The following is a 26390-nucleotide window of genomic DNA, read 5'->3' as shown; positions in this document are numbered from 1 at the left end:
TCCCTGCTATGGGGTGCGTTATCTCTGCACCAGGCTCTTCGAACGTTATCTGTTCGGAGCTTAACTCATGAAATCTATTCTCGTTATCGACCTTTCCCTGTTACCTGCCTGTGGGGGAATGCGCTGATGTCTCTTGTTGTTGCCAAGTTTGGTGGTACCTCAGTTGCCGATTATCAGGCGATGAATCGCTGTGCCGATATAGTGCTTGGAAACCCGGCCACCCGTCTGGTTGTGGTCAGTGCATCCAGTGGCGTAACCAATCTGTTGGTGGAGCTGTCCCAGGCCGACATGGGGGATGAGCGCCGTCTCAAGCTATTGAAAGAGATAGCCACCATTCAATACGCAATTCTGGATAAACTTGGCAGACCGGCAGATGTTGCCGCGGCGCTGGATGCTTTGCTCAGCCGCATGGCAACGCTCAGTGCCAAGTTATTGCAGGCGCCGAGTCATGCTATGGTCGATGAGATCCTATCTTTGGGCGAACAGTGTTCTTCAGCGCTGTTTGCCGCGGTATTGAGAGAACGTGGTGCCAAGGCCAGCGCCTTTGATGTGCGCCAGGTGATGCGTACCGATAGCCATTTCGGTAAGGCCGAGCCACAAATCGCCGAGTTGAAGCGACTGGCGACAGAGAAATTGCAACCCTTGCTTGAGCAGCAACTGCTGGTGACCCAGGGCTTTATCGGCGCCGATGCCGATGGCCGAACCACTACGCTTGGGCGTGGTGGCAGCGATTATTCTGCGGCCCTGTTGGCGGAGGCTTTGGAAGCCGATGCGGTGGAGATCTGGACCGATGTAGAAGGAATTTACACCACAGATCCCAGACTGGCTCCCAACGCCAGGCCTATCGCAGAAATCAGTTTTAATGAGGCGGCTGAGATGGCCACTTTCGGTGCCAAGGTGTTGCACCCTGCCACTATCTTGCCGGCGGTGCGTCAACAGATCCAGGTGTTTGTCGGCTCCAGTCGGGCACCGGAAAAAGGTGGCACCTGGATCCGTCACCAAGTGGAAGATGAGCCGGTATTCAGGGCCGTTGCCGTGAGACGAGATCAGACCCTACTTAACTTGCACAGTTTGCAGATGTTGCATGCCCAGGGCTTTTTGGCAGAGACCTTTGCCGTGTTGGCGCGGCACAAGATCAGTGTCGATCTCATTACCACCTCAGAGGTGAATGTGTCGCTGACGCTGGACAAAACGGGCTCAGATTCGGCCGGCAAGGGGCTTCTGACCGAAGCCCTGCTGCAGGAATTGTCGCAAAACTGCCGTGTGCGGGTGGAAGATAAGCTGGCTCTGGTGGCCATCATAGGCAACAAGATAGCCACTACTGCCGGGATCTGTCGCCGGGTATTTGAAGTGCTTGAACCCCATAACGTCCGAATGATCTGTCAGGGCGCCAGTCCGCACAATCTTTGTGTCTTGGTGTCTGAAGCCGAAGCCGGTGATGTTGTTGCCGCTTTGCATCGTAACCTGTTTGAAGGGGCTCAGGATGCAGCTTGAACATCTGCCGGTTGGGGAGCTGGCCGCCGGCCAGCCCTTGACCATACCTGTTTATCGCTTCAAAGGTACCAGCGATGCGGCGCCCAGCGTCTATATTCAGGCCAATGTGCATGGCGCCGAGGTGCAGGGCAATGCGGTGATTTTGCAGTTGCTGCAGTACTTCAAGGCTCATCCGCCGTTGGGGGATATCACCCTGGTGCCTCTGGCCAACCCCTTGGGGATTAACCAGAAAAGCGGTGAGTTTACCTTGGGCCGTTTCGATCCCATCACAGGTATCAACTGGAACCGAGCCTATCTGGATCAGGCTGTCCACCTGGATGACTGGTATCTGCTGCACGGTGAGCTGCCGGAGCCAGCACTGTTTGACGCTTTTCGTCGTCTTCTTATTGCCAACTGTGAGCAGGCATTGGCCAATCCCTGGGGAGTGACGACCGGGCAGAGATTGGCGCTCAATCTGCAGAAACTGGCGCACGGTGCTGACATAGTGCTGGATCTGCACACCGGCCCCAAGTCCTGTAAACATCTCTATTGCCCCGAGTATGAGCTGTCTGCTGCCGGCTACTTTCATATTCCCTATACCCTGGTGATGCCTAAAGGTTTTGGCGGCGCGATGGATGAAGCGGCCTTCAATCCCTGGTGGCAGCTCAGCGACTATGCCAATAGCCGGGGCAGAGAGCTGAAAGTCGCAGTGTCGGCCTTTACTTTGGAGCTTGGCAGCCAGGAGCGTATCGATCTTGCTGATGCCAGCCGGGATGCGGAAGGCATATTAAGTTATCTGAGCTATAGAGAGGTGATAGCCCAGAGCATACAGCCCGAGGTGATGTCGCGTTTTGCTTGTATGCTGAAAGACTATCGAAAGTTTCACGCACCTATGGCAGGTATGGTGGAGTATCTGGCCGAGCCGGGAGTACCTTTGGCTGCGGGCGCGCCTCTGGTCAATATGCTCAGGCTCGACCGAGTCGATGCCGGCACTGAAGTCACCAGGCTCTCACTCAATGAGGATGTGATCCCCGTGCTGCATTTTGCCTCGGCGTCTGTGCATCAAGGTACTGAGCTCTACAAGGTGATGACCAACTACTTCACTCTTTCTGGTTAAGTCAAAGCCGGATATGAAATCCTTTTTAGCGTCTACCATTCTGTAACTGGCTGATAATTTGTAATATTTTGTGTCTTTTGTTTCTTGTTTGTATCAATTAGTGTTACAAGAATTAATCCCTTTGTATTAAGGGAGTGTTTTTGAGCATGGAAACATAAAACAACAATAAGCAGTCTTATAGGGAGTAGACAAGTGAAGAGTCAAGTTGCAATAGCCGTTTCAGCAGCGCTGTTATCTATGGCATTCCATTCAGAAGCCGCGCCAGTGAGCGTATCGGATCCATTTATTTCGTCGGATCTGCTTAGTGCGTCCAGCGGCCTCAAAGGACAACAGCAAGGGGTGGGGCAACATAAGTTTGTCAAAGAGCCTGGACTTGCAGAGGGTAAATACACTTATATAGTGCGCCTTAAAGATCCCTCTGTGGCGAATTATGCCGGTGGTATTGTCGGGCTTGAAGCCACCAGTCCACAACGAAGCCAAGGGCTGGCGCCCCAAAAGGCTCCCAAGCTGAATACCGCCAGTGTGGCGGTGAAGTCCTACGTGAAGTATTTGAATGCCAAACAACAGAACTTTTTAATGAGTGCCGCGGCCCAAGGGGTTCAGTTGCAGGCCAAGGCCAGATATCACTATGCCTTTAATGGCCTGGCTGTCACCATGGATCAGCAGCAGGCTGAAGCCCTGTCCAAGTTACCCGAAGTGGCGTTCATTGAGCGGGAAAGCCTCTATTCAATGGATACCGACAGTAGCCAGAGCATGATAGGTTCTCCCAAAGTGTGGGACGGCAGTGCAACAGGGACCCGGGCTATGGGTGAAGGGGTCATAGTCGGGGTGATCGATTCGGGGATCAACAGTGATCATCCATCCTTTGCCGACATTGGGGGAGATGGTTACGACCATACTAACCCCTGGGGGCAGGGGGTCTACGTCGGTGATTGTGCGGCAGAGTTTTCTGACATGTGCAACGACAAGTTAATCGGGGTCAGAAGTTATCCTGAGATTACCGACAGTTATGATGATGAAGAGGTCTTTGGCCCAACACCTCCTGCCAAGAATGGTGAGGATTATGGGGGCCATGGTTCTCATACTGCCAGTACTGCTGCGGGCAATATCCTTAAGAATGTTCCCTATGTTGCCGGTGAAGTCGGTGAGGCTCAGGGGGATGGCATTGAGACCGGGCTCGAATTTACACAGATCTCCGGGGTCGCCCCCCATGCCAACATTGTTGCCTATCAGATCTGCCGTCCGGGCAACAATGGCGATAGATATTCAGGTTGTCCCACATCGGCGATTCTCAAAGCGTTGGATGATGCCATTGCCGACGGTGTGGATGTGATCAACTATTCCATCAGCGGCGGTGGTTTCCCTTGGTCAAGCGCGACAGAGATGAGCTTCCTGGCTGCCCGTAATGCCGGCATCTTCTCTGCCGTATCGGCCGGAAATACCTCTGCTTCGGTTAGCCAAGTTCCCTTTTCTTCACCCAAAAATGCGCCCTGGTATACCTCAGTCGCGGCATCTACCCACAACCGGGAAGTGCGTTCCATTCTGGAGTTCAACGGTGACCAACTGGACTACACTCAGGGAACCGGGCCGGTAATGACTACAGATATCAGTGCACCTTTGGTGTATGCCGGTGACTTGGCAGCTGATAATTTCGAAGGTTGTAACGCCTTTGCCGCCGATGCGTTCAAGGAACAGTTGGCGCTGATTAAGCGCGGTGGTTGTAACTTTGCCGATAAGGTCAATAATGCCAAAGATGCGGGGGCAGTAGGGGTTATCGTCTTTAACAAAGACGGTGAAGGCAACGTCAGAACCAAGATGTCCGGACTGGGCAACACCAGTATCCCTTCTGTTTTCATCGGTAATATTGATGGCTTGGCTGTTGTGGATGCGCTGGCGGCCACGCCAGGGCTGGTGGCCAAAATCAATGCCACTCCATCGGCCGTTGAGCGTCAGGCAGATGTGTTGGGCGACTTCTCTCTACTCGGGCCAAATCGTTACTTCGATGTGATTGCGCCTTCGATTTCAGCACCGGGTGTGGACATCTATGCCGCTTATGCCGATGAGCAGTATGGCCATGAAGTAACAGGGACAGATCCTGCCGATTATACCTTGATGTCCGGTACTTCCATGTCCAGCCCTCATGTGGCGGGCGCCGGGGCGCTGCTGAAGTCGGCTCATCCTGAGTGGACACCGGATAATATCCGTTCAGCCTTGATGCTGACGGCAACTACGGCCAGTGCTATGACCAAGGCCGATGGCAAGACTACCGCGGATCCGTTTGATGTGGGTGCCGGCCGGATCCGGGTCGATTTGGCCGCCAAGACAGGGCTCATCATGGATGAGTTGGCGGACAATTATGAGTTTGCCAATCCAGAACTCGGTGGTGATCCCAGACGTTTGAATCTTCCCAGCATGTCCACTAGCCAATGTGTTAACAGTTGCAGTTGGACTCGAAAAGTCACGGCGACCAAAGACGGCGTATGGAGCGCTGCCGGGGTGGCGACGACTGAAGGGCTGAAAATAACGGTTTCGCCTGAAAACTTCACTCTGACCAAGGGGCAGTCACAGGTGGTGACTGTCACTGCCGATATCACAGGGGTGAGCTCCAGTGATTGGGCGTTTGGTAACCTGCTGTTGACCTCGAGCAACCACCCTGATGCGGCTATGCCGGTGGCGGTCAAGGCTTCCCGTGACAACCTGCCGGACAGCTTTACCATCCGGGCAGGACGAGATGCCGATGAGCTGACTTTCAGCCAGCTCAAATCGCTGGATATGACGGGACTGGATGCAGAGGTATCTGCCTTGGCACTGGCCGACAGCTTTGAAGGCGTGCTGAAGCAAGATTCGGATGTTGGTAGCTTCCTGGACGACATTACCGACGGCGTTGCCTACGTTGTTTACAGTGTTGAAGATGGTGCCAAGCTGTTCAATACGGCCATTACTGCCACCAACTCTCCGGATTTGGATCTCTATGTGGCAATAGACAGGGACGGTGACGGGGCGCTGGATGCCCTTGTTGGCCAATCGGCCAGAGCCGGTTCTGATGAATCTGTCAGCATCAGTAATCCAGAAGCCGGTGATTACTATATCTTTGTGCAAAACTATGAGGCCTCAGCCGCCAATGCCGAAGATCCCTTCACCCTGAAAACTTCAGTGGTAGAGGCAGGTCCGGCTCAGGACAACTTTACTCTGACCAAGACGGGTGATAACGAGGACTTCTCACTGAAGTTTGCCTGGAAGGATAATTTTGCCGCCAGCGACCTGGGTTATGCCGTAGTAACTCTGACGTCCAGCGATACCAGCATCGCGGCCAAGAACTTGCCGGTTGCTTTCAGCCGAGTCGTTGATGATGTGCAAATGCCTGCGGCCAGTGTGCTCAGTGGAGAGATGGCCCCCGGACAGCCAGTAACCATGGCTGTAACTATTGCTGCCAATGCTTCCCCGGAGGCTCGGGAATATCAAATCAAGGCCATGGTGCCGGAAGGACATGAAGTCACGGCTATCAGCGACCAAGGAGAACTGGCTCAAGGAGTATTGAGTTGGACTCATGTGATGCAAACCGGCGATCCGGCCAAAACGCTGAGCTTCAAGTTTATCCCGCGTAAACAGGGGCAGGGTAATAAGCTGATATTGAGCAATACCGTAGTCAATGATACCGCCGAGGTGCTGACTCAGGAGTATCTGTTCGATGTTAAAGAAGGGGCCCCTGTTATCAAAGTTGATGCACCGGACCGAGTGGCAGAGCGCAAGAGCTTTGTTATCGATGCGTCTGCCTCGGCCGATCCCAATGGCGATGCTGTCAGCTATCAATGGACTCAGATTGCCGGTGCACCACTGAAGTTTGACAGCTCGGCGGCCAAGCTGGAGCTGACGGCACCTGAAGTGGGAGGCTCTGGCGATTTGCTGACTTTCAATCTGAAGGTGAGTGACTCCAAGGGTAACAGCACCACAGAAACTGTCAGCATAGTGGTCTTTGACTTCGAGCGTGACGGTGGTGGTTCGCTGGGTTGGTTGTCGCTGCTATTGCTGCCTTTGGGGTGGCTGCGCAGGAAATCGAGCTAAGGAAGGTGCGAGCAAGTCCTGTGTGCTCTGCGTTGGCTTACAGGCCTGGATGCAAGGCGTGGTTTGCAGCAAATGGCCATAGTCCTTTGCACCTTCCCTAAGCCTTAAACTGAAAAAGGCTGCCAATTTGGCAGCCTTTTCTTTATCTGTTGTTAAGGTTTTACCGCCCTGACAATTGGATTCTGCAGACTTATCAGGGTTTCGGTAGATTGAATTTCGTCTATCGACTGGATACGGTTAATCAGCACGTGCTGCAGGGCATCTATAGATTGACACATCACTTTGACAAATACGCTGTAGTTGCCTGTGGTGTAGTAGGCCTCTACCACTTCTTCCAACTCATTGAGCTTGGAGATGGCGGCGGGATAGTCACCGGCACTCTTGAGATTGATGCCGATAAAGCAGCAGACATCATAGCCCAGAGCTTTGGGGTTAACCGTTATTTGGGCACCGGTGATAATACCTGCCTGTTTCATCTTTTCGACCCTGACATGAATCGTGCCTGCGCTGACGCTGAAGCGTTTGGCCAGCTCGGCAAAAGGAGTTCGTGCATCCTGCATCAGGGCTTCCAGGATCTGATTGTCCAGTTGATCTCTTTGAAATGATGTATCCACAGCATCACGCCTAAATTGCTTGTAATCAGGCATGAATCTACGTGTTTTATTGTAAAATTGCCAGTCTTATGGCGACTTTTGGCTCAACATCTATGGTGACGTTAGCCGTTATTGCTCACCTTCGGGCGCGAGAAAAGGCACAGGTGCACTGAAGCTCATGGGTTCGCCCGAGTAAGGATGCTTGATGCTGAGGCTGGCGGCATGCAGCAGCAATCTGGGAGCCAATCTTTTTGCCCAGGAGTCGGCGTAGAAACCATCGCCCAGAATGGGATGACCCAATGCCATCATATGCACCCTGAGTTGGTGTGAGCGCCCTGTGATGGGGATCAGCTTGACCAGAGTTGAATAGCGCCCCTTGCTGATCACTTCATAGTGGGTCAATGACGGCTTACCCACTTGATGATCGACTTTCTGTCTGGGTCTGTTGGGCCAGTCGCAGATGAGTGGCAGTTCTATACTGCCTTGAGTGGCCTTGATATGGCCGGCGACTCTGGCGTAGTAACTCTTTTGGGTTTCCCTGTCTCGAAACTGACGTTTCAGCTCCCGTTCGGCACTGCGCCTCAGTGCCAGCAAGAGCACGCCCGAGGTGGCCATATCCAGGCGGTGAACCACTTGTGCCTGTGGATGTTCGGCCAGGACTCTGGCATAGGCGCTGTCGTGATGGGCCGGATCCCGTCCGGGAACCGAGAGGAGTCCTGAAGGTTTATTGATGACTATGATGTCCTTGTCTTGATAGAGAATATCCAGCCAAGGTTCGGTTGGCGGATTGTAGACAAAATCTGGCATGTCATGGCCTCAATGAAAATGGACGGCAAAGATAACCGCGGCTGCAGGTAGATGCAAGCTCTTGGGCGTTGTTGCATCCAGGCTTCAGAGCAGGCTGGGAATTATTCGCACCTGCCTTTGGTTAATTTGAGCGCTTTACTTCTCTTTTACAACATGGGCAATTAGTATCTTAGTGTTTGAATTGAAAATGGATTGATATGGGAAGGCGCTCAGGTTACCTGTTGGAAGATTGGTTGGTTGACCCTCAGATGAGTACGCTGAGCCGCGAAGAGGCTCAAGTGCGGCTCGAGCTCAGGGTGATGCAGGTATTGCTGTGTCTTATCCATCATGCCAACACCCTGGTGAGCCGTGAAATGTTGATCCAGGAGGTTTGGCACGGCGGCATAATTACCGATAACGCCATTAACCGCATTATCGGCTTGCTGCGTCAGCATCTGCAGGATAATCCCAGAGAGCCACGTTTTATCAAGACAGTGCCCAAGCAGGGCTATGTGTTGATAGCGAAAGTACGCGAGACGACACTCGATGACGATTCGCCGGATGAACCTTTACCGGCAAAACTGGCAGACGCCGAGACTGAGCAAAAGATAGCAGCAGGCGGCAGCAAGTGGGGCTATTTGGGCGGCGCCTTCGGAGTGCTGGCGGCGGGTATTGCCAGTTGGCTCTATCTGGCTCCTGTCCAGGAAAACCCCCAGCTTGAGTTGACAGATGTGGCCATCCGGCGTTTGACTCCACTGACTTCGCTCAATGGTCAGGAGGTGGACCCCAGCCTGTCCCCCGATGGCAGCATGCTGGCATTTTCCTATCGGGAACTGAACGCCGATAAGTGGCATATTGAGCTGATGGCACTCGGAGACAGAGTCATCAAAACCATTCCTGTAGTGGATGATTACAGTCTTCGCTACCCGGCTTGGCGACACGATGGCAAGGCCTTGGCTTATTTGGCATTCAGTGAGACTCAGGGCTGTCGCATTATGGTGACAGAGCTGACCGAAGAGGGGATGCGAAGCCGCATAGTCAGCCAGTGCCATCAGACGACACAGTCGACCAGCATCGCCTGGAGTCCCTCTAACCGCTCGCTGTTTTATGTCGATGCCGAAGGGGTTGAAGGTTTCAAGCGCGTTTTTCTGCTCAGCCTCAGCGATGGTCGGCGTCAGCAGTTGAGTCAACCTCATGTGGTGGGACGCGGTGACTATGCCTTGGCCTTGTCTCCCGACGGTCACAGTCTGGCCGTGCTGCGCAGTATCAACTGGTTCGACACCCAGATCTTACTGTTCGATATCGAATCCGGTGATTGGCAAAACCTGCAGCGGGTGGGGTATCCACTGCGCAGTATCGCCTGGGATAAAGGCGGTAACGCCTTGGTATACCGAGGTGAAGAGGGACAACTTCACCGCTTGCAACTCAAACCCCGTAAGTTAACCCGGCTGACGAGCGTGTTGCAGGAAATCAATTCTCCCTCGGCCAATAGTGCCGGACGCATGGCGGCGGTTGTCGGTGAACTGTTTGAAGAGGAGATCTGGTTTTGGTCATCGCCCTTTGATGAGACTTCCAAACCGCAGCGCTTTGTGGCGTCCAGTCGCCGTGATACCGCCGGTACCTTGCGCCACGATGGCAAGGAGCTGATCTTTGTTTCCAATCGCAGCGGCTTGCCACAACTATGGCGTCGGGACGAACAGGGCACGGAGAAACAACTGAGTCGCCTGAGCACTTTTTCCCATATAGATGAACTCAGTTATTCAGCCGATGACAAGCTGGTGGCCGGCAGCCTCAACCAACAGGTGTTTGTCCTCAACCCTGAAAACGGTGAACTCAAGTTTTTCCCTCAGCTGGGCAATGTTCGTAATGTCAGTTGGGGGCGCAGCAGCAATGAGCTGCTGGCAGCGGTCAGCATCGATGGTCGCTGGCAGATAAACAGTCTGCTGTTGGACAGTGGCGAGCAGCAGTCTTTGCTGACGGATGGCTTTTCTGCCAAGTACGCCGCCGACGGTACTCTTTATTTTACCCGCCTGTACAAGAAAGGGATTTGGCGCCTGAAACAGGGCGTCGAAGAACTCTTTTATGACCAATACACCCCCCACTTCGGCAGCAGTTGGCAACTGGCTTCCGAGGCACTCTGGTTGCTGCGGCCCAACGACAATGCCATGGGCATTCTCAAGATAGATCTCCACACGGGCAAGAGAGAGGGGCGCGACATTCCGATGGAGAAAGTTTCCCCAAGATTGCTGTCAGTGACAGATGATGGCCAGATTTCGCTGGCATTATTGGGGCCTGCCAATACAGATATAGTTGAAGTAATTAACTGATTTATAAGACATCACCTTTCCGTCACCTTTTCATTATGGTGCTTTTCCCTGCCTGAGATAGCTTTAGGGACAAGGTTGATTGCCTGACCGCCAAAGCGCTTGGTTTTTACCCTGAGTACCGGGCCAAAAGGTCAAAGCAATCTCGGGCGCAGTTTGCGCCCACCCATTTCCCAGCAGGAGAAAAGACGATGAAAAGTTTGAATCAGTTTGTGAAAAATGCGATTGGATTTGCGTTACTTTCTACTCTGTTTGCTTTACCGTTACTGCTGGCGTCGACACCCACCAAGGGCAAGGATGAAGTCAATACGCCATCTCTGTGTGAGCCGTATCCAGAGTGTGTGATTTACAAGATCCCCGATGAGTCCATCAATCTATAACCGTCAGTGGAGGCCATCATGTTGCAGGTAACTCTCTATTTGGTTGGTTCACTGAGCGCTTTTGTATTGGTGTACTACCTGTTTTTAAACTTGGTTCTTGCGTCCGAAGAATCAAGGTTGCTCGACCCTAAGGACAAATAACTCTCCCTTTCCAAGCCAAAGGGGCACGGTGTAAACCGCGCCCCTTTTTATTTATCCGGAAGCTTAGGAGAAGCTGTGACCGCCCACATGCATGATGCAAAAGGTCCAGACCACGAAAGCCAGAATACCGTGTACCAGAGCATAGAAGGCCTGATCCAGGCGACGTAGGCCGGCTGCTTGCCAGATAAGGTGCAGGTGCAGTCCAAGCACCAGAGGGAACAGCAACAACAAGGGATAGAGGGCGAATGGACTGGCATCTCCCAGCAGAGGCCGGGTCAACAACGACCAGAGCACCATAAAGGCGGTGATCAGCGGAGGCAGGGCAAGCCGATACTGCTCGGGATAGGGAAACATTACAGGTCCTTGATACAGCTAAATAAAGGCGGATCAGCGAACGGCTCTGGCTATCAATTGAGCCTTGGCTTGCAGCATTCCCGTTTCTCCGCCGGGCATATGGCCTTCAAAGTAATGTAAAGTCTCGAATTTGGCAAATCTGTGTTGTAGCTCACTCTGATTCAGCAAGAAGTCCGGGTTACTGGGGCGGCCAAACTTGGCCTGTTCCTGAGTAAAGGTCTCGTAAAACAACAAACCACCGGGTTTGAGCTGTTTGGCTATCCAAGGCAACGAGGGGCGGTGCAGGTAGTTGAACACCAATACCACGTCGAAAGGGCGCAGATCGGGCTTGTCGCCCTGCTCAAGGTCCCATTCAATGAATTGGCAGTGAGGAAACTGGCGCCATAGGTCTTCAAAGCTCTCGGGATTGCGATCGATGAAGGTAACCTCGGCGCCTTGTTTGGCAAACCAATGGCCATTGCGCCCGGAGCCGCAGGCCAGGTCCAGCACTCTGAGCTCAGGTGTTATCTCAGTGTGCCGGTCAAAGGCTGTGATCAATTCTGCTGTGTTCATCCCTTGATCTCCTTGCGGCTGTCGATTCTGCGTCTATGAACTATAGAGTAATGCCGCAAGCCCGCGGGCCCGTGTGACACTATGACCGACAGTAAAACCACAGTCACAAGCAATTCGCTCTTGTAGCTTGCCAGAGGAATAAACAGCAGGATCAGCAGCAGCTTCACCAGAGTCAATACCCCTTTCAGTTGGATAAGCCAGCGCCAATCACGGACTATCTCCCACAGCATCAGGCAACTACCACTGGCCATGGCCATGATCCAATAGAGCTGCCAGCTTTCTTTGGGGACCGACAGCAAAATACCGCCACCGGCCCCGACAATTCCCAAAATGTGCAGGGCTCTGAGGCTGGTCTTACAAAGGCGCTGCAGCCAAAACTGCTTTTCAGACATCTGTGCTTTAGCCATGGCGATTATATCTGTGATCCAGAATACAAATTTTCCGTTAGCTTAGCAGCATTCGCCAATTGGCGACTATGCTTGATCCTGTATTTGTCGAGTCTTCTCACATGGAAATGCAGATCCCCAAAACGTTAACTTCGTCAGCTATACAGTACGTTAGCTGTGATTTGTATCAATATGTGACCGACTAATCTGCAAGAGTGCACAGAAATGCGGATAGGTGGCGTCGAGAGAAATCTTTTTGTGACTCAGTTAAATATATGCCTAAAGGGGTAGTGATATCTTCTGCCATGGGAGATATGTCGTGCTACAGCCTTGGTATAAATAACTAAAAAGCAATGTGGTACGAAATAGCTATATATGAGTATGTGAAATAATATGGTGGAGGAACACTCTATGTTCACGGGAGCACTTAAGAAAACAGCACTGGCTGCTCTGATTTCCGGCATGATGGCCGGTACAGCTTATGCCGGCGCAGATGTATTGGCGGATTTTCATGGTGAAATGGGCGGTTGCGATACTTGCCACGTTTCCAAGAAAGGCCCGACCGATGACAACCTGACCCATGAGAACGCCCAGTGCGTTAGCTGCCACGGTGATCTGAAAGAGATTGCTGCCGGTGAAAAAGATCTGAAGATTTCTCCACACAAGTCTCACCTGATCGGTGAAATCGCTTGTACTTCTTGCCACAAAGGCCATGAAAAATCAGTTGCTTACTGTGACGCTTGCCACAGCTTCGGCTTCGATATGCCATTCGGCGGCAAGTGGGAGCGTAAGTTCGTCCCTATCGATGTGCAGAAAGATGCTCAAGACAAAGCTATTGCAGCCGGTCCTCGTGAAACCACTGACGTGGTTATCATAGGTTCTGGTGGTGCCGGTCTGGCCGCCGCAGTATCTGCTCGCGACAACGGTGCCAAAGTCATTCTGCTGGAAAAAGAGCCTATCCCAGGTGGTAACACCAAGCTGGCTGCCGGCGGTATGAACGCTGCTGAAACCAAGCCTCAAGCGGCTCTGGGTATTAAAGACAAGAAAGAGATCATGATTGAGGACACCATGAAAGGTGGCCGTAACATCAACGATCCTGAGCTGGTTAAAGTTCTGGCCAACAACTCTTCCGATTCTATCGACTGGTTGACTTCTATGGGCGCCGATATGACTGACGTAGGTCGTATGGGTGGTGCCAGTGTTAACCGTAGTCACCGTCCAACCGGTGGTGCCGGTGTCGGTGCTCACGTTGCCCAAGTATTGTGGGACAATGCTGTTAAGCGCGGTACCGATATCCGTCTGAACAGCCGCGTTGTACGCGTACTGAAAGATGATTCAGGCAAAGTGACCGGCGTTCTGGTTGAAGGTAAGTACACTGGTTACTACGTGATCAAGGCTGATGCCGTGGTTATGGCTACCGGTGGTTTCGCCAAGAACAACGACCGCGTTGCCAAGTACGATCCTAAGCTGAAAGGTTTTGCTGCTACCAACCACCCAGGTGCAACCGGTGACGGTCTGGATGTTGCCATGCAAGCCGGTGCCGATACCCGCGATCTGGAATGGGTACAGGCTCACCCAACTCTGTCTCCACGTGGTGGTGTGATGGTAACTGAAGCCGTACGCGGTAACGGTGCTATCCTGGTTAACCGTGAAGGTGACCGTTTCGTCAACGAAATCACTACTCGTGACAAGGCTTCTGCGGCCATCCTGAAACAGAAAGGTGCCAGCGCCTTCCTGGTGTTCGATGACTCAGTTCGCAAGAGCTTGAAGAAGATTGAAAACTATGTCCACCTGGGCATTGTTGATGAAGGTAAGACCCCTGAAGAACTGGCCAAGAAAATTGGTGTTCCAGGTGCCGAACTGGCCAAGACTATCGCCAGCTACAACGGTTTCGTGAAGTCTGGTAAAGACACTCAATTCGAGCGTCCTAACCTGCCTCGTGAACTGGGTACTGCCCCTTACTACGCTATCGAAGTTAAGCCAGCTGTACACCACAGCATGGGTGGCGTGAAGATCGATACCAAGGCTGAAGTGAAAGCCAAAGATGGTCATCTGATCCAAGGTATGTATGCTGCCGGTGAAGCCACTGGTGGTGTTCACGGTGCCAACCGTCTGGGTGGTAACGCTATCTCTGATATCGTAACCTTCGGTCGTATCGCCGGTGCTGAAGCTGCCAAGTACGCTAAAGAGCACTAGGCCAAGCTAATTCTCCGATAGCACGGAGTCGGGGCGCTTGAGCCCCCATCAAAAAAAGCGGACTGTCAGGAGTCCGCTTTTTTATTTTTGGTGCGCTGCATCATGTTTCCGGTGAGATTGCCCGAGCCAGGCAAAGACAAGTTTAAGTAATTCACTTACACTTTTAGCTATCAGTCCAACTACCGGGTCATAAACAGCATGAAGATAGGTTTTTTTAGCGCCAAGCGTTACGACATGCAGCATTTCAACCGTACCAACGAGGCCTTCGGAGCGCAAATTGAGTACTTCGACGTGCGCCTATGCATGCAAACAGTGAAACTGGCTTACGGATTCGAAGTGATCTGCGCCTTCGTCAACGATGAGCTCAATGATGAGGTGTTGACAGAACTGGCCACCAATGGCACCCGGATCATCGCCATGCGTTGCGCCGGCTTTAATAATGTCGACCTGGATGCGGCCAAACGGCTGGGAATGAGTGTCGTCAATGTCCCGGCTTACTCTCCAGAATCTGTAGCCGAGCATACGGTCGCCCTGATGTTGACCCTGAACCGCAAGATCCATAAGGCGTATCAACGCACCCGGGATGCCAACTTCTCTCTCGAAGGGTTAGTGGGTTTCAACATGTTCGGTAAGACTGTGGGTGTAGTCGGCACAGGGAAAATCGGTATCGCCACCATCAAGGTCTTGCTGGGCTTTGGCTGTAAAGTACTGGCGTTTGACCCTTATCCCAACCCGCAAGTAGAGGCGCTGGGGGCTCGCTATGTCACTCTGGATGAGATGTACCAACAGAGCGATATCATCAGTCTTCACTGCCCGCTGACGGCTGAAAACCGCCATCTGCTCAACGCAGACAGCTTTGCCAAGATGAAGCCGGGCATGATGGTGATTAACACCAGTCGTGGCGGCTTGCTCAACGCCATAGATGCCATGGAAGCGCTCAAGCTCGGACAGATAGGTTCGTTGGGGTTGGACGTGTATGAGAACGAGAAAGAGTTGTTCTTTGAAGACAAGTCCAACGAAGTGATCCAGGACGATGTATTCCGGCGTTTATCGGCTTGCCACAATGTGATCTTTACCGGTCATCAGGCGTTTTTGACCGAAGAGGCCTTGGGCGCCATCGCCCACACCACACTGTCCAATGTACAGAAACTCCTCAGCGGTGAGCGTTCGGGTAACGAGCTTTTCTAAGGAAGGTGCGAACAAGTCCCATGTGTGCTCTGCGTCGGCTTACAGGCCTGGATGCAAGGCGTGGTTCGCAGCAAATGGCCCTAGTCCTTTGCAAGAATTCCCTAAAGATAAATACTGACACCCGACTCCCCGATTGCTAGATTGAGGTTACCGCATCGGGGAGATGCTCATAGGGAGGTGTCATGCTGGTTACACAGAGTCTTCATCAACTGCCGACGGCAAGCGGCAGCATGCAAACCCGGGTCTATCGTCCCGATAGCGAGGGTTGTTTTCCCGCCATCATTTTTTACTCGGAAATCTTTCAGGAAACCGCACCCATAAGCCGCATGGCTTGTATGCTGGCCGGTCATGGCTTTGTGGTATTGGTGCCGGAGATTTTTCACGAGCTCAATCCGCCGGGCACTGTGCTTGGTTATGATGACAGTGGCAAGGACAAAGGCAACAGCGATAAGCTGAGCAAGCCATTGGAAGCCCACGATGATGATACTCAGGCGTTGGTGGATTTTATCCGGGCTCAGCCCTGGAGCCGCGGCCGGATTGGTGCCATGGGCGTCTGCATTGGCGGTCACCTGGCATTTCGCGCCGCCCTTAACCCCGACATAGCAGCGGCATTTTGTCTCTATGCCACAGATATTCACAGCGGCGCTATCCCGAGTGCGCCGGGGAATGACTCTCTGAGCCGCTGCCGGGATATTCGCGCCGAGTTGATGATGATCTGGGGCAAGCAGGACCCCCATGTGCCGAGTGAAGGGCGCCGTCTCATCCAGCAAAGGCTGGAGCAATGCCAGACCTTATACAGCTGGCAGGAGCTCAATGCCCAGCACGCCTTTATGAGGGATGGCGATCCCCGTTATGACCCGGCATTGGCGTTGCAGATGTATCAGCAGGCGCTGGCGCTGTTTCAGCGCAGGCTCAATTAATCCTGCTTGGTCAGTTGCTCCGGCTCTGTCTCTTGTGCCTGCGGCGCCGAGGCATTGCTGGGTGCCAGCTTCAGCACGGCTTTTTGCAGTATCAGGTTGTTGGGGTAGGTAACAGTATCGCCGTTGTCGCGGCGGATAAGCACGTGGAACAGCCCCACTTCCAACAATACCCCGGTAATATCTTCATCCTTGTCGACGACTTTGATCCGCTCACCGACTTTGTAGGGAAACACAAAAAAGATCAGCACCCCGGCGGTGAGGTTACTCAGTATCGACCACTGGGCCACCAAAGCCACCCCCAGCACGGCAAATGCCGAAGACACGAACAGTGAAACCTCCTGATAGCCGAGTCCCAGAGAAACGGCCATCAACGACAGAGTGACAAAGAACAACAGATAGCTGATAAAGCGGGTCACCAGGCTGGTACGGGCGGCGCTGACCTGTTTCTTGTCCGCCAGGGTTTGCACCGCATTTTTCAGCGCCCGCTGCAGAAAGAAAAACACCCCGAGATAGAGGCAGGCAATCAGAATATTGTGAGTCATATGGCGTATGCTTCTGTGAGAAATAAGGCATTTGCTGGCATACTAGCGACTTTGTCACAGGGGATAAACTCCCCAACCGAGAATTATTCAAGCATGGCAGATTATCGCACCTTAGTGCAGCAACAGGATGAATGGGGCAGCGTCGCTGTCCTCGATGATGGCGACTGTCGGATTTTGGCCTTCGGCGAACACGACGAGCAGAGCAAACTGTTGAAAAAGGCCCCCCATGTACCGCAGCACACCTATGTGCAGGCCATGCTGCTGGCGCTTTTGTACCTCAAACCCAAGAGTGCCATCATTTTGGGGTTGGGCGGCGGCGCCTTGGTGCATGCTCTGAGACATTTTGATGCCGCTATCAAGCTGACCGCGGTTGAGTTGCGCCCCCTGGTGCTTGAGTTGGCCAAGAGCCATTTTCAACTGCCACTGTCGAAAAAGCTGAACCTTATCAATCAGGATGCCAATCAGTTTCTGGCCAGTGCCGAGCACAAGAAGGTAGATATTATCTTCGCCGATCTCTACGGCTCTGAAGGGGTGGATGCCGGTCAGCTGAGCCAAGCCTTTATCGAGCAGAGCCTGGCACTGCTCAAGAGTGAAGGTTTGCTGGTGCTCAACTGCTGGAAAGAGCACAGTCAGGACAGAGGCCTGCTGGCTCGCCTGCAGCAACATTTCCCCGATGTGCGGGCCTGCCTCACGGGGGGCGGCAACTGGGTAGTGTTTGCCTCAAGGACACCGAAAAACTTTACCAGTGCCGGGCTCAAACAGGGCGCCGCCGGCTTGTCTGCTGTGCTGGACTGCGATCTCGGCCGCTCTCTCAGTCGCTTCGAACTCTGGCAGTAGGCTAATTTGTAAGGGATTGTTAAGGGCACTAGTCCGTAAAAGCCCTGATGTTATATTTGTCTGCCCCTCAATAATGATAAGCAGTACAAATGAATAAAAACAAAAGATTAGCAGTAAAACTTCTGACCCTATCCTGCCTTATGGGCGCTGGGACGACACAGGCCGAACAGTATGAGTTTGCCACTCAAGTCGCCCCGGCCAACACCTTGGTGATGTTCCAGCATCAGGATGGCACCCTATACTCGGCCGCCGGATTGCAGGCGGATACCCGCAAACAACTGCAGCGCGCCATTGCGGCCGCCAACTTCAAAGGCCAGGAGGGCGAGCTGCTCGAATTGCTGGCCCCCATTGGTACCCAAGCAGAGCGCCTGCTGCTGCTCGGGCTTGGGGATGCTGAACTGACGCCGGGGAAGACAGCCTTGCTGGGGGGCAAGCTGTCAAATCACCTGGAAGCCGTCAAACAACCCAAGGTGGCGGTATGGGCCGCTGATATCCCAAATAGCCAGGGATTTATCGCCGAATTGACCCAGGGGATTTCCCTGGCCAGCTACCGCTATCGTGACTTCACGGCCAAGCCGCGTACCGAAAAACAGTACCATTTTGCGGTCGCCGAGCCCAAGGTTGCCGAGACCAATCACCTCAAGTCGGCAGCGATTGCCGATGGGGTGGCGCTGGCGCGGGATCTGACCAACAAACCGGCCGCCGAACTCTATCCCGAGTCCTTTGCCGATGCGGCCAAGGAACTCAAGCGTCTTGGCGTCAAGATCAAGGTGTTGGAACCCAAAGAACTGGCCAAACTCAATATGGGTGCGTTGCTGGCCGTGGGCAAAGGCAGCGAGCGAGGCCCAAGGCTGGTAGTCGCGCACTGGCAGGGCAGTGATGATGCTCCGGTGGCGCTGGTGGGGAAGGGGATTACCTTTGACTCAGGCGGCTATAACATCAAGGCGACCGGCACTTCGATTGCGCGGATGAAGTCAGATATGGCCGGCGCCGCCACAGTGTTGGGAACGGTCAAGGCGATGGCCGCCTCCAAGGCGCCGGTTAATCTGGTGGGTATCATGCCGCTGGCGGAAAACATGGTCTCGGGTCGTGCAATGATCCCGGGGGATGTGATCAAGACTGCCCAGGGGCTGACGGTTGAAGTCCTCAATACCGACGCTGAAGGACGCCTGGTGCTGGCCGACGGTCTTTGGTATGCCCGCGAGAAATACCAACCACAAGTGATAGTGGATGTGGCGACCCTCACAGGGTCCAAGGTGCGTGCCCTAGGGGTGGAGTATGCCGGCCTGTTCAGTGACTCGGAACCTTTGGTGCAGCAACTGACATACGCGGGACAGCAGGTGGGGGAAAAGCTGTGGCGTCTGCCGCTGGATCCGGCCTACGGCGAAGAGCTGCATTCCAGCATCGCGGATTTAACCAACACAGGCCGTGAAGGCAGCGCCGGGGCTTCTTCGGCGGCGATGTTTCTCAAGCGTTTTGCCGGTGATCAACCCTGGGCTCATCTGGACATTGCCGGTAATGCCCTGGTCAGGAGCGACACTCAACTGGCTCCGGCCGGTGCTACCGGTTATGGTGTACGCCTGCTGAGCCATTGGTTGGAACAGCATAAGTTCAGCGAGAACCAATAGATCAATAACTTGCCCGGGAGCGAAGGGTAATCGCTTTTTTCGCTCCCGACACAAGTTCCTCTGAAAAACCGATTAAGGCAACAGCTTTTATCCGTTATCTTATTTTAAACCCTTTGGTTAATATGACTTCCATCGACGGGCAGCAATGAAGTGGACCCGGACAATTCAAACTGAAAATGGGAGCATACAATGACTCAGTCAATCATCAACTCTGTAATCAAACCCTTTAAAGCTACCGCCTTCCACAAAGGTGAATTCGTTGAGCTGACCGAACAGGATCTGCTGGGCAAGTGGTCTGTAGTTTTCTTCTATCCAGCCGACTTTACCTTCGTTTGCCCAACTGAACTGGGTGATATGGCTGACCACTACGAAAAACTGCAGGCCATGGGCGTTGAAGTTTACTCTGTGTCTACCGACAAGCACTTCACTCACAAGGCATGGCACGATACTTCCGACACCATCAACAAGATCCAATTCCCAATGATAGGTGACCCAACCGGTGAAATCAGCCGTAACTTCGGCGTGCTGGTTGAGGAAGACGGTGTTGCCCTGCGCGGTACTTTCGTCAGCAACCCTGAAGGTGAAATCAAAGTCGCTGAAATCCATGACCTGGGTATCGGACGTAGCGCCAGCGAGCTGGTTCGTAAGATCCAGGCTGCTCAATATGTTGCCACTCACGACGGCGAAGTTTGCCCAGCCAAGTGGCAGCCAGGCGACGAAACTCTGGCTCCTTCTCTGGACCTGGTTGGCAAAATCTAAACTGCCAGTCTGATCCGGAAGGCTCCGAACCTCCCCCTGCAAGGGTTCGGAGCCTCTTTCCCCGCACTATTTCTGTTTTCCTTTAGTCTGATTCTGGAGTCATCATGTTGGATGCGAATCTGAAAAATCAACTGCAAACCTATCTGCAGAACCTCAAGCAACCAGTTGAACTTGTCGTATCTGCAGATGAAAGCCCAAAGTCCAAAGAGCTGTTGGCTCTGGCACAGGATATTGCCTCGCTGTCTTCCTTGGTCAGTGTGACCGAGCAGTCACTGTCCCGTACCCCGGCGATGCAGGTTACCTCAATCAAGGGCTCTGACATACGTTTTGCCGGTTTGCCCATGGGGCACGAATTTACCTCACTTGTGTTGGCTCTGCTGCACACAGGTGGGCATCCCATCAAGCTGGAGGCCGAGCTGATCGAGCAGATCCGCAGCCTGCCAGGGGAATATCATTTTGAAACTTTTGTCTCTCTGAGCTGCCAGAACTGCCCGGATGTGGTGCAGGCGCTCAATATGATGGCGGCGATCAACCCGCGGATCAGCAATACCATGATAGATGGTGCCCTGTTCCAGGATGAGGTTGAGCAGCGCAACATCATGGCCGTGCCTTCGGTTTATCTGAACGGCGAGCCTTTCTCTGCCGGCCGCATCAGCCTGAAAGAGATACTCAATAAACTGGATACCAATGCCTCTGCCCGCCAAGCCGAGAGCCTCAACCAGCGTAAGCCCTACGAAGTACTGGTGGTTGGCGCCGGGCCTGCCGGTGCATCAGCCGCCATCTATGCCGCCCGTAAGGGACTGCGCACTGGGTTGTTGGCCGACAAGTTCGGTGGCCAAGTCAGCGAAACCGTAGGCATTGAAAACTTTATTTCGGTCAAGGCGACTGAAGGCCCCAAGTTGGTGGCAAATCTGGAAGAGCATGTTCGCGACTATGAAGTGGATGTGATGGATAACCAGAAGGCGGTTCGTCTTGGCAGCAATGGCCTCTATGAAGTGGAACTGGAAAATGGTGCCGTACTCAAGAGCCGTACTGTCCTGTTGGCCACCGGGGCTCGTTGGCGGGAAATGAATGTCCCCGGTGAGCAGGAATATCGTGGCCGCGGTGTGGCTTACTGCCCTCACTGTGATGGCCCGCTGTTCAAGGGTAAACGGGTTGCGGTGATCGGCGGTGGTAACTCGGGTATTGAGGCGGCTATCGATCTGGCCAACATAGTCGAGCATGTGACTGTACTCGAGTTTGACAGCAAATTGCGCGCCGATGACGTGCTGCAGCGCAAGGCTAAATCTATGGGTAACATCACCATCATCACCCAGGCGCAAACGACAGAAGTCCTTGGTGATGGCAGTCGGGTTATCGGGCTCAACTACACAGACAGAGCCAGTGGCGAGCAGCATAATATTGCGCTGGCAGGTATCTTTGTGCAGATAGGTCTGGTGCCCAACACTGAATGGCTGCGCGGCACTGTGGAATTGACTCCGCGCGGTGAGATCATTGTCGATGAACGCGGTCAGACTTCACTGCCAGGGGTGTTTGCCGCCGGTGACGTGACCAACTCGGCCTACAAGCAGATCATCATCGCCATGGGTAGCGGTGCAACCGCCTCTCTGGGAGCCTTTGACTACCTGATCCGCCATTCAGAGGATGAATCGGCAGCGGCTTGATGGGTTAACCACTCAACAGCCTTTAGCAACACAGCAGCCGGCCAAGTGCCGGCTTCTTTTGTTCTAAGGCAAACCTTTGGTTCAGCTGAGCGTCAGTCTCTTTGGGTTAATTTGAACCGTTTAGGGTCAATGCCGGTTGGTGGAAAATGACCTTGCCACTCGATTGCCTTGGCATTCCAGGTTTGGAGTACATAACAATGTTTGCATCTTATTTGGCAAAGAGCGCCCTGTTGCCTTTGCTGCTGGGTTTGGGGAGTCTCGGTGGCTGCGCCGATATTCTCTGCTCTGCCCGTACCGACGAAGCGGTAGCCGATGGTTGGCAGGATCACAATCAGTGTGTGCGTCAGGCGGAAGACAACTTACGTCGTCATCAGCAAGAACAGCAAAGGCAGCAGGATACTGCGACGCGTCAGGCATTGCAGGAGGCATTGGCGCAGCATAAGTGAGTATTAGGTTCGCCCATGTATCCACAATAAAAAACCGGCTTTGCCGGTTTTTTTGCTATCGCCAGAGCCTTGGGAATATCAGGCTGTGGTATTGATATTGTGGCCTATGTTACCAACCGGGCCGGCAGGTTCTTGTGTCGGAGTGGCGGCCTGAATAAGTTGCAGCGCGATTTCGCCTTCGGCTTCTTGTTGCTGCTTGGCCAGCTGCGCGACTTTAACACCGACAGCGCCGGTATCCATATTAACCGACAGCGGCTGGGAGTTGAGAGAAACTGTCATGGCTTTCCTCTGGGTTGGAGAGTCGCTTCGGGACTCGGGCATGATACTGTTATCGGCATCAATAGCTATTACTTTAGCCTAAATCCCGCTTGTCCGGCAAAAAGCCAAGCCACCAATGGGCGACTTGGCTTCTTGCTGCTGCTCTGCACTTCAAGTCGTGAGCCATCAAGCGGCCTTACGGCGGCGCTCCAGCAGTTTTCTACCGCTGACTATCAGGATAGTGACGACTATGGCGCCGATAATCAGCCCCAATGCCAGGGTAACGCTCTGTAGCGCCGCCGGGTTGACCGCCAGGGTGCCGCCCAAGCCAAGCATCATGATGCCGGACATCAGCTTCAGAGTCTGGCCCTCTTTCTCGGTTAGCTTACGTTTACCAAGCGTCATGCTGAAAGCAATCACTATGATGGCCAGTGGGATCACATAGACAATGTTGTACAGCACCAGGTACATATAGCGCTCAAAGCTCGGCAGGTTATGCATGGAGAGCACGCTGGTGTAGATCATAGGGAAACCCGCAGTACACAAGAGTTCATAGGCGTTGGCCAGAATCGCCAGCACTGTGGTGCCGGCTATCATGGTCGCCAGGCTGGATGCGCTGGACAGCTTACCCATGCGCTTTATAAGCCCGGTGCGGTTTTCCGCCGACATGGAGAGGGTCACTTCTCCTTTGGTAACGAAGTAGTCCTTCACGTTGATACTGCCGGCGATCAGCGCCAGTATTCCCGCTGCCAGAATAATCATCCCGCCATCACTGCCGGCCCCCAACAGCTGGAAGATGTTGAGCCAGGCGGTCATAAACAGGAAGTAAATAAAGCCCGAGAAAAACACGAAGATACCACCAACCAACAGCATACGGCTGCGGCTCTTGGCGTTGACCATGATGGACAGCAGGAACAAGAGCACGAAGAAGGCGCAGGGGTTAAAGGCATCGACACCGGCCAGTACCAGCGTCAGAATTGGCAGCGACATGGTTTCAGGTGTCACCACCCCAACCAGAGGCAATTCCACCGGCTGCACTTCGGGCTCTGCCGCCAGAGCCGTGGCATCACAGGTGCCATCGCCACCATCATTGGCGCAGGTGCCAAACAGCGGCGCCTGAGTTGAACCTGTGTTTGCCTGAGTGCTTGTTTGTCCCGGCATATCTTCCGGGCTCAACTGGCCGCCAGCCTGCAGGTAGCAGTTCTTGAGGCGGTTGAGCAGGAACTGACCTGTCACCTCTTCACTGGAATAACCGACTATCGCCTTGCCACAGGTAGCCATATAGGGCACTGAGCGGGCTTCTGTTCCTGTCTCTGTGGCCAACTGCTGCCACAGCTCCTGAGTACCCGTGGCGCCCACCATCACAGAGTGCAGCTCTATCCAGGGGTAGCGCTCCGGCAGAGAGTCGATGAATGGATGCGCTTCAGCGCAGTGGGGACAGGTCTTGGACCAGACAAAATATAAAGGAATTTTGATCTGCCCTTGCTGATCCACCTGTTGCCACTGGATCTGCGACGCCGAATTTTCGGTTGCGGCAAGGCCTGCGCTGAAACTCAGTAACAGGCAGAGAAAGAGGGTTCTTAACATAAGCTTACCTGTGTAAGAGGGATTAAACTGTATCTGAATGACCCATAGCCCGGTTCAGGCTACAAGTACCCTACAAATACTTTACTCCAAGCCCTTGGTATCCATGATAAAGCAGCATCAAAACTGTTAGCAGACTCGAAAAAGTCCCTAAAGTGAGACACATGGACATTTGTTAAGCTTTGAGTAATAAAACCGCATTCGAATAGTGCCATTGTGGTAAGCGACTTCAGTAATTTACTTTTTTGCCGCTAAACTTTTACTCCACCCTAAAAATTTATAGGACTTCTTATGCAGTTCACGCTTAAAACCCGCTTACTGCTGGTCAGTCTGGGCGCCGTTTTGCTTACGGTTGCCGCCCTGGTTGGCCTTTCCTCCTCTTCCATTCGTGATAATGCCATGCAGCGAACCCAGCGCGAGGTCGATCAATTGGCGAACACCTTTGCCGGCGGCATAGGGCAGTGGATGTATGACAGACAAAAGGCGATCAGTAGCATCAAGGGCACGCTGCAGCGGAACCCTGAGGTCAATATCACCCCTTTTCTGATGCAGGCCCATGAGGCCAGCGGTTTTGCGCTGACCTACTACGGCGATGAGCAGGGCAACATGTACCGTCAGGATCCCAGCCTGAATACGGCTGGCTATGATCCCCGGGTTCGCCCTTGGTATCAGGATGCCAAGCGGGAAGGAGCCATGATAATGACGGCACCTTATGTCAGTGCCACATTGCAAAAGCTGGTGGTCACCATAGCTGAGCCGGTAATGAACAGCGGTCGCCTGCAGGGCGTGGCAGCGGCTAATCTCACCATAGATCAACTGACAGATGCGGTGCGAACCCTCAAGGTGCCGGGTGACGGCTATGCCGTGATGCTTGAACGCTCAGGCTTGATTATCAGTCATCCGGACAAGGACCTGAACGGCCAGCAGTTCAGCCGTCTTGGCAGTGCCTTCAACCCTCAGTGGCTCAGCGCCAGGATCAGCGCCAATACCCTGGATGAGATGGCATTCGACGGTAGCAGCAAGCTGTTTTACGTGGCGGCGGTGCCTCATACAGATTGGGCACTGATGTTTGTGATGGACAAGGCAAGCATCATGGCCGAGGCTACCGAGCTGGCATGGTGGATGTCTGCGGTGGGCGTGTTGTTTTTGGTGGGCTTTGGTCTGGTGCTGGTATTGGTGTTCAAGAGCCAGTTTCGCGATCTGGAACGTCTGGCCAAGGCGCTCAACGATATTGCCGAAGGGGAGGGGGACCTCACAGTTCGCATCGAGACCCGTAATCAGCACGATGAGATAGGCATGCTCGCCGCCGGCTTTAATCGTTTTGTTGAACGCCTGCACGGCATGATTTCCCGTATGAGTGACATAGCCCAGCAGTTGGGAGGCCAGGCACAGGAGACCCGCCATTCGGCCGAGAGTAACAGCCAGAGCATCGAAGTGCAGCAGGACGAAGTCACTATGGTGGCAACCGCTGTGACCGAAATGGCCAGTGCCACCGAGGAGATCGCCAGCAATGCTGAACTGACGGCACAGACGGCGCAGTCGGCGGTCGGCCTGGCTGGCAGTGGACAACAGCAAGTGCTGCAGAGCCAGGAGTCGATTCGTAGCCTGGCGCAGGAAGTGGATACCGCCAGTCAGATCATCGGCGAGCTCAACGAGCACTCACAGAAGATCAACAGCATTTTGCTGACCATCAGCGGTATTGCCGAGCAGACCAATTTGTTGGCTTTGAACGCCGCCATCGAAGCCGCCAGAGCCGGTGAGCAGGGGCGCGGATTTGCCGTGGTAGCCGATGAAGTCAGGGTGCTGTCGCAGCGCACTCATGCGTCGACACAAGAGATCCAGACCATGATTGAGACCTTGCAAAAAACCGCTTCCAAGGCAGTGAATTCCATGGCTCAGAGTCATCAGATGGCCGAAACCAGTGTGATGGATGCCGAATCGGCCAGTGCCAGTCTGGAGCAGATAAGCCAAGCGATCACCCAGATATCCGATATGGCCAGCCAGATAGCTACAGCGGCCGAAGAGCAAACCTCTGTCACCAGCGAAATCAATCGTAATACCGAGTCGATTCGTGAGGTTTCTCAAACCCTGTCACAGGAGGCCAACAGCGCCACTGTCAAAGCGCAGGAGTTGGCGGAGTTGTCAGATTCGCTGCGCCGTGAAGTCGGCCGTTTTAAACTCTAGCGCAATGTCTAAGGAA

22 protein-coding genes are annotated in these 26390 nt (G+C 53.6%); 14 read left to right on the top strand and 8 right to left on the bottom strand.

All coding sequences use genetic code 11. From position 1 onward, the window contains the following. The first annotated feature begins 126 nt into the window (after positions 1-126). The 3 genes from lysC to ACWAU4_RS18100 all read left to right on the top strand — a co-directional run bounded on the left by lysC (position 127) and on the right by ACWAU4_RS18100 (position 6652). Entirely contained in the window at positions 127-1494 is a 1368-nt protein-coding gene (gene lysC, locus ACWAU4_RS18110; RefSeq protein WP_071238445.1) for a lysine-sensitive aspartokinase 3, read from the top strand. Then, the gene (locus ACWAU4_RS18105; protein WP_071238446.1) at positions 1484-2590 is read left to right on the top strand and encodes a succinylglutamate desuccinylase/aspartoacylase family protein; all 1107 of its coding nucleotides are present in this window, start codon (positions 1484-1486) and stop codon (positions 2588-2590) included. The genes lysC and ACWAU4_RS18105 overlap by 11 nt, the downstream gene beginning before the upstream one ends. A 192-nt stretch (positions 2591-2782) precedes the next feature. After that, positions 2783-6652 carry a S8 family serine peptidase gene (locus ACWAU4_RS18100; protein ID WP_144221426.1) on the top strand — a complete coding sequence of 1290 codons (3870 nt, stop codon included), beginning with the start codon at positions 2783-2785 and terminating at the stop codon, positions 6650-6652. 152 nt (positions 6653-6804) lie between these two features. On the opposite strand, the gene asnC is transcribed toward ACWAU4_RS18100, so the two are convergent. Next, positions 6805-7266 (bottom strand): transcriptional regulator AsnC, encoded by a 462-nt coding sequence (gene asnC, locus ACWAU4_RS18095; RefSeq protein WP_025888669.1) that lies wholly within the window; start codon positions 7264-7266, stop codon positions 6805-6807. 108 nt (positions 7267-7374) lie between these two features. Further along, a complete protein-coding gene (rluA, locus tag ACWAU4_RS18090; protein ID WP_071238448.1) occupies positions 7375-8052 on the bottom strand; it encodes a bifunctional tRNA pseudouridine(32) synthase/23S rRNA pseudouridine(746) synthase RluA in 678 nt (225 codons plus the stop codon). A gap of 197 nt (positions 8053-8249) precedes the next feature. On the opposite strand from rluA, the gene ACWAU4_RS18085 reads away from it, so the two are divergent. Both ACWAU4_RS18085 and ACWAU4_RS18080 read left to right on the top strand, forming a co-directional pair. Beyond that, entirely contained in the window at positions 8250-10358 is a 2109-nt protein-coding gene (locus ACWAU4_RS18085) for a winged helix-turn-helix domain-containing protein (protein ID WP_454290341.1), read from the top strand. A gap of 188 nt (positions 10359-10546) precedes the next feature. Beyond that, positions 10547-10735, top strand: a complete 189-nt coding sequence (locus tag ACWAU4_RS18080; RefSeq protein ID WP_025008933.1) for a hypothetical protein — start codon at positions 10547-10549, stop codon at positions 10733-10735. Positions 10736-10939: 204 nt separating this feature from the next. Here ACWAU4_RS18080 and ACWAU4_RS18075 read toward each other — a convergent pair whose 3' ends face one another. Genes ACWAU4_RS18075 through ACWAU4_RS18065 form a run of 3 tightly spaced genes read right to left on the bottom strand, consistent with a single transcriptional unit; the run spans position 10940 to position 12189 of the window. After that, positions 10940-11230 carry a hypothetical protein gene (locus ACWAU4_RS18075; protein ID WP_028779462.1) on the bottom strand — a complete coding sequence of 97 codons (291 nt, stop codon included), beginning with the start codon at positions 11228-11230 and terminating at the stop codon, positions 10940-10942. A gap of 33 nt (positions 11231-11263) precedes the next feature. Next, positions 11264-11782 (bottom strand): class I SAM-dependent methyltransferase, encoded by a 519-nt coding sequence (locus tag ACWAU4_RS18070; protein WP_144377592.1) that lies wholly within the window; start codon positions 11780-11782, stop codon positions 11264-11266. Next, positions 11779-12189, bottom strand: a complete 411-nt coding sequence (locus ACWAU4_RS18065) for a hypothetical protein (RefSeq protein ID WP_100142643.1) — start codon at positions 12187-12189, stop codon at positions 11779-11781. Before ACWAU4_RS18065 ends, ACWAU4_RS18070 begins: the two co-directional genes overlap by 4 nt. 390 nt (positions 12190-12579) lie before the next feature. Between ACWAU4_RS18065 and fccA the strand changes: the two genes are divergently transcribed. The 3 genes from fccA to ACWAU4_RS18050 all read left to right on the top strand — a co-directional run bounded on the left by fccA (position 12580) and on the right by ACWAU4_RS18050 (position 16472). Further along, positions 12580-14364 (top strand): fumarate reductase flavoprotein subunit FccA, encoded by a 1785-nt coding sequence (fccA, locus tag ACWAU4_RS18060; RefSeq protein WP_025888678.1) that lies wholly within the window; start codon positions 12580-12582, stop codon positions 14362-14364. 198 nt (positions 14365-14562) lie between these two features. Continuing rightward, entirely contained in the window at positions 14563-15552 is a 990-nt protein-coding gene (locus ACWAU4_RS18055; protein ID WP_208125071.1) for a 2-hydroxyacid dehydrogenase, read from the top strand. Positions 15553-15734: 182 nt separating this feature from the next. Further along, positions 15735-16472, top strand: coding sequence for a dienelactone hydrolase family protein (locus ACWAU4_RS18050; protein ID WP_045283019.1), 738 nt, complete (start codon positions 15735-15737; stop codon positions 16470-16472). Here ACWAU4_RS18050 and ACWAU4_RS18045 read toward each other — a convergent pair. Beyond that, on the bottom strand, positions 16469-17014 hold the full coding sequence (locus ACWAU4_RS18045; protein ID WP_025008938.1) for a mechanosensitive ion channel family protein: 546 nt from the start codon (positions 17012-17014) through the stop codon (positions 16469-16471). The genes ACWAU4_RS18050 and ACWAU4_RS18045 overlap by 4 nt on opposite strands. Before the next feature lie 93 nt (positions 17015-17107). On the opposite strand from ACWAU4_RS18045, the gene ACWAU4_RS18040 reads away from it, so the two are divergent. From ACWAU4_RS18040 to ACWAU4_RS18020, 5 genes are all read left to right on the top strand, one after another. Then, on the top strand, positions 17108-17851 hold the full coding sequence (locus ACWAU4_RS18040; protein WP_028779458.1) for a spermidine synthase: 744 nt from the start codon (positions 17108-17110) through the stop codon (positions 17849-17851). 89 nt (positions 17852-17940) lie between these two features. Next, positions 17941-19479, top strand: coding sequence for a leucyl aminopeptidase (locus tag ACWAU4_RS18035; RefSeq protein WP_025888684.1), 1539 nt, complete (start codon positions 17941-17943; stop codon positions 19477-19479). A gap of 189 nt (positions 19480-19668) precedes the next feature. Further along, positions 19669-20238 (top strand): alkyl hydroperoxide reductase subunit C, encoded by a 570-nt coding sequence (gene ahpC / locus ACWAU4_RS18030; protein WP_028779456.1) that lies wholly within the window; start codon positions 19669-19671, stop codon positions 20236-20238. 104 nt (positions 20239-20342) lie between these two features. Next, the gene (ahpF, locus tag ACWAU4_RS18025; protein WP_028779455.1) at positions 20343-21902 is read left to right on the top strand and encodes an alkyl hydroperoxide reductase subunit F; all 1560 of its coding nucleotides are present in this window, start codon (positions 20343-20345) and stop codon (positions 21900-21902) included. A gap of 197 nt (positions 21903-22099) precedes the next feature. After that, positions 22100-22348, top strand: a complete 249-nt coding sequence (locus tag ACWAU4_RS18020) for a hypothetical protein (protein WP_101058618.1) — start codon at positions 22100-22102, stop codon at positions 22346-22348. Positions 22349-22426: 78 nt separating this feature from the next. Here ACWAU4_RS18020 and ACWAU4_RS18015 read toward each other — a convergent pair whose 3' ends face one another. Beyond that, entirely contained in the window at positions 22427-22627 is a 201-nt protein-coding gene (locus ACWAU4_RS18015; RefSeq protein WP_025008941.1) for a hypothetical protein, read from the bottom strand. 165 nt (positions 22628-22792) lie between these two features. Further along, a complete protein-coding gene (locus tag ACWAU4_RS18010) occupies positions 22793-24193 on the bottom strand; it encodes a cytochrome c biosynthesis protein (protein ID WP_025008942.1) in 1401 nt (466 codons plus the stop codon). Positions 24194-24481: 288 nt separating this feature from the next. On the opposite strand from ACWAU4_RS18010, the gene ACWAU4_RS18005 reads away from it, so the two are divergent. Continuing rightward, complete coding sequence (locus ACWAU4_RS18005) at positions 24482-26374, top strand: methyl-accepting chemotaxis protein (RefSeq protein WP_071238455.1); 1893 nt, start codon at positions 24482-24484, stop codon at positions 26372-26374. The last annotated feature ends 16 nt before the right edge of the window (positions 26375-26390 follow it).

It is taken from the genome of Shewanella sp. FeAMO, assembly GCF_053653955.1.
The sequence above is the reverse complement of the archived record's forward strand: the minus strand, read 5'-3'. Positions and strand labels throughout refer to the sequence as shown.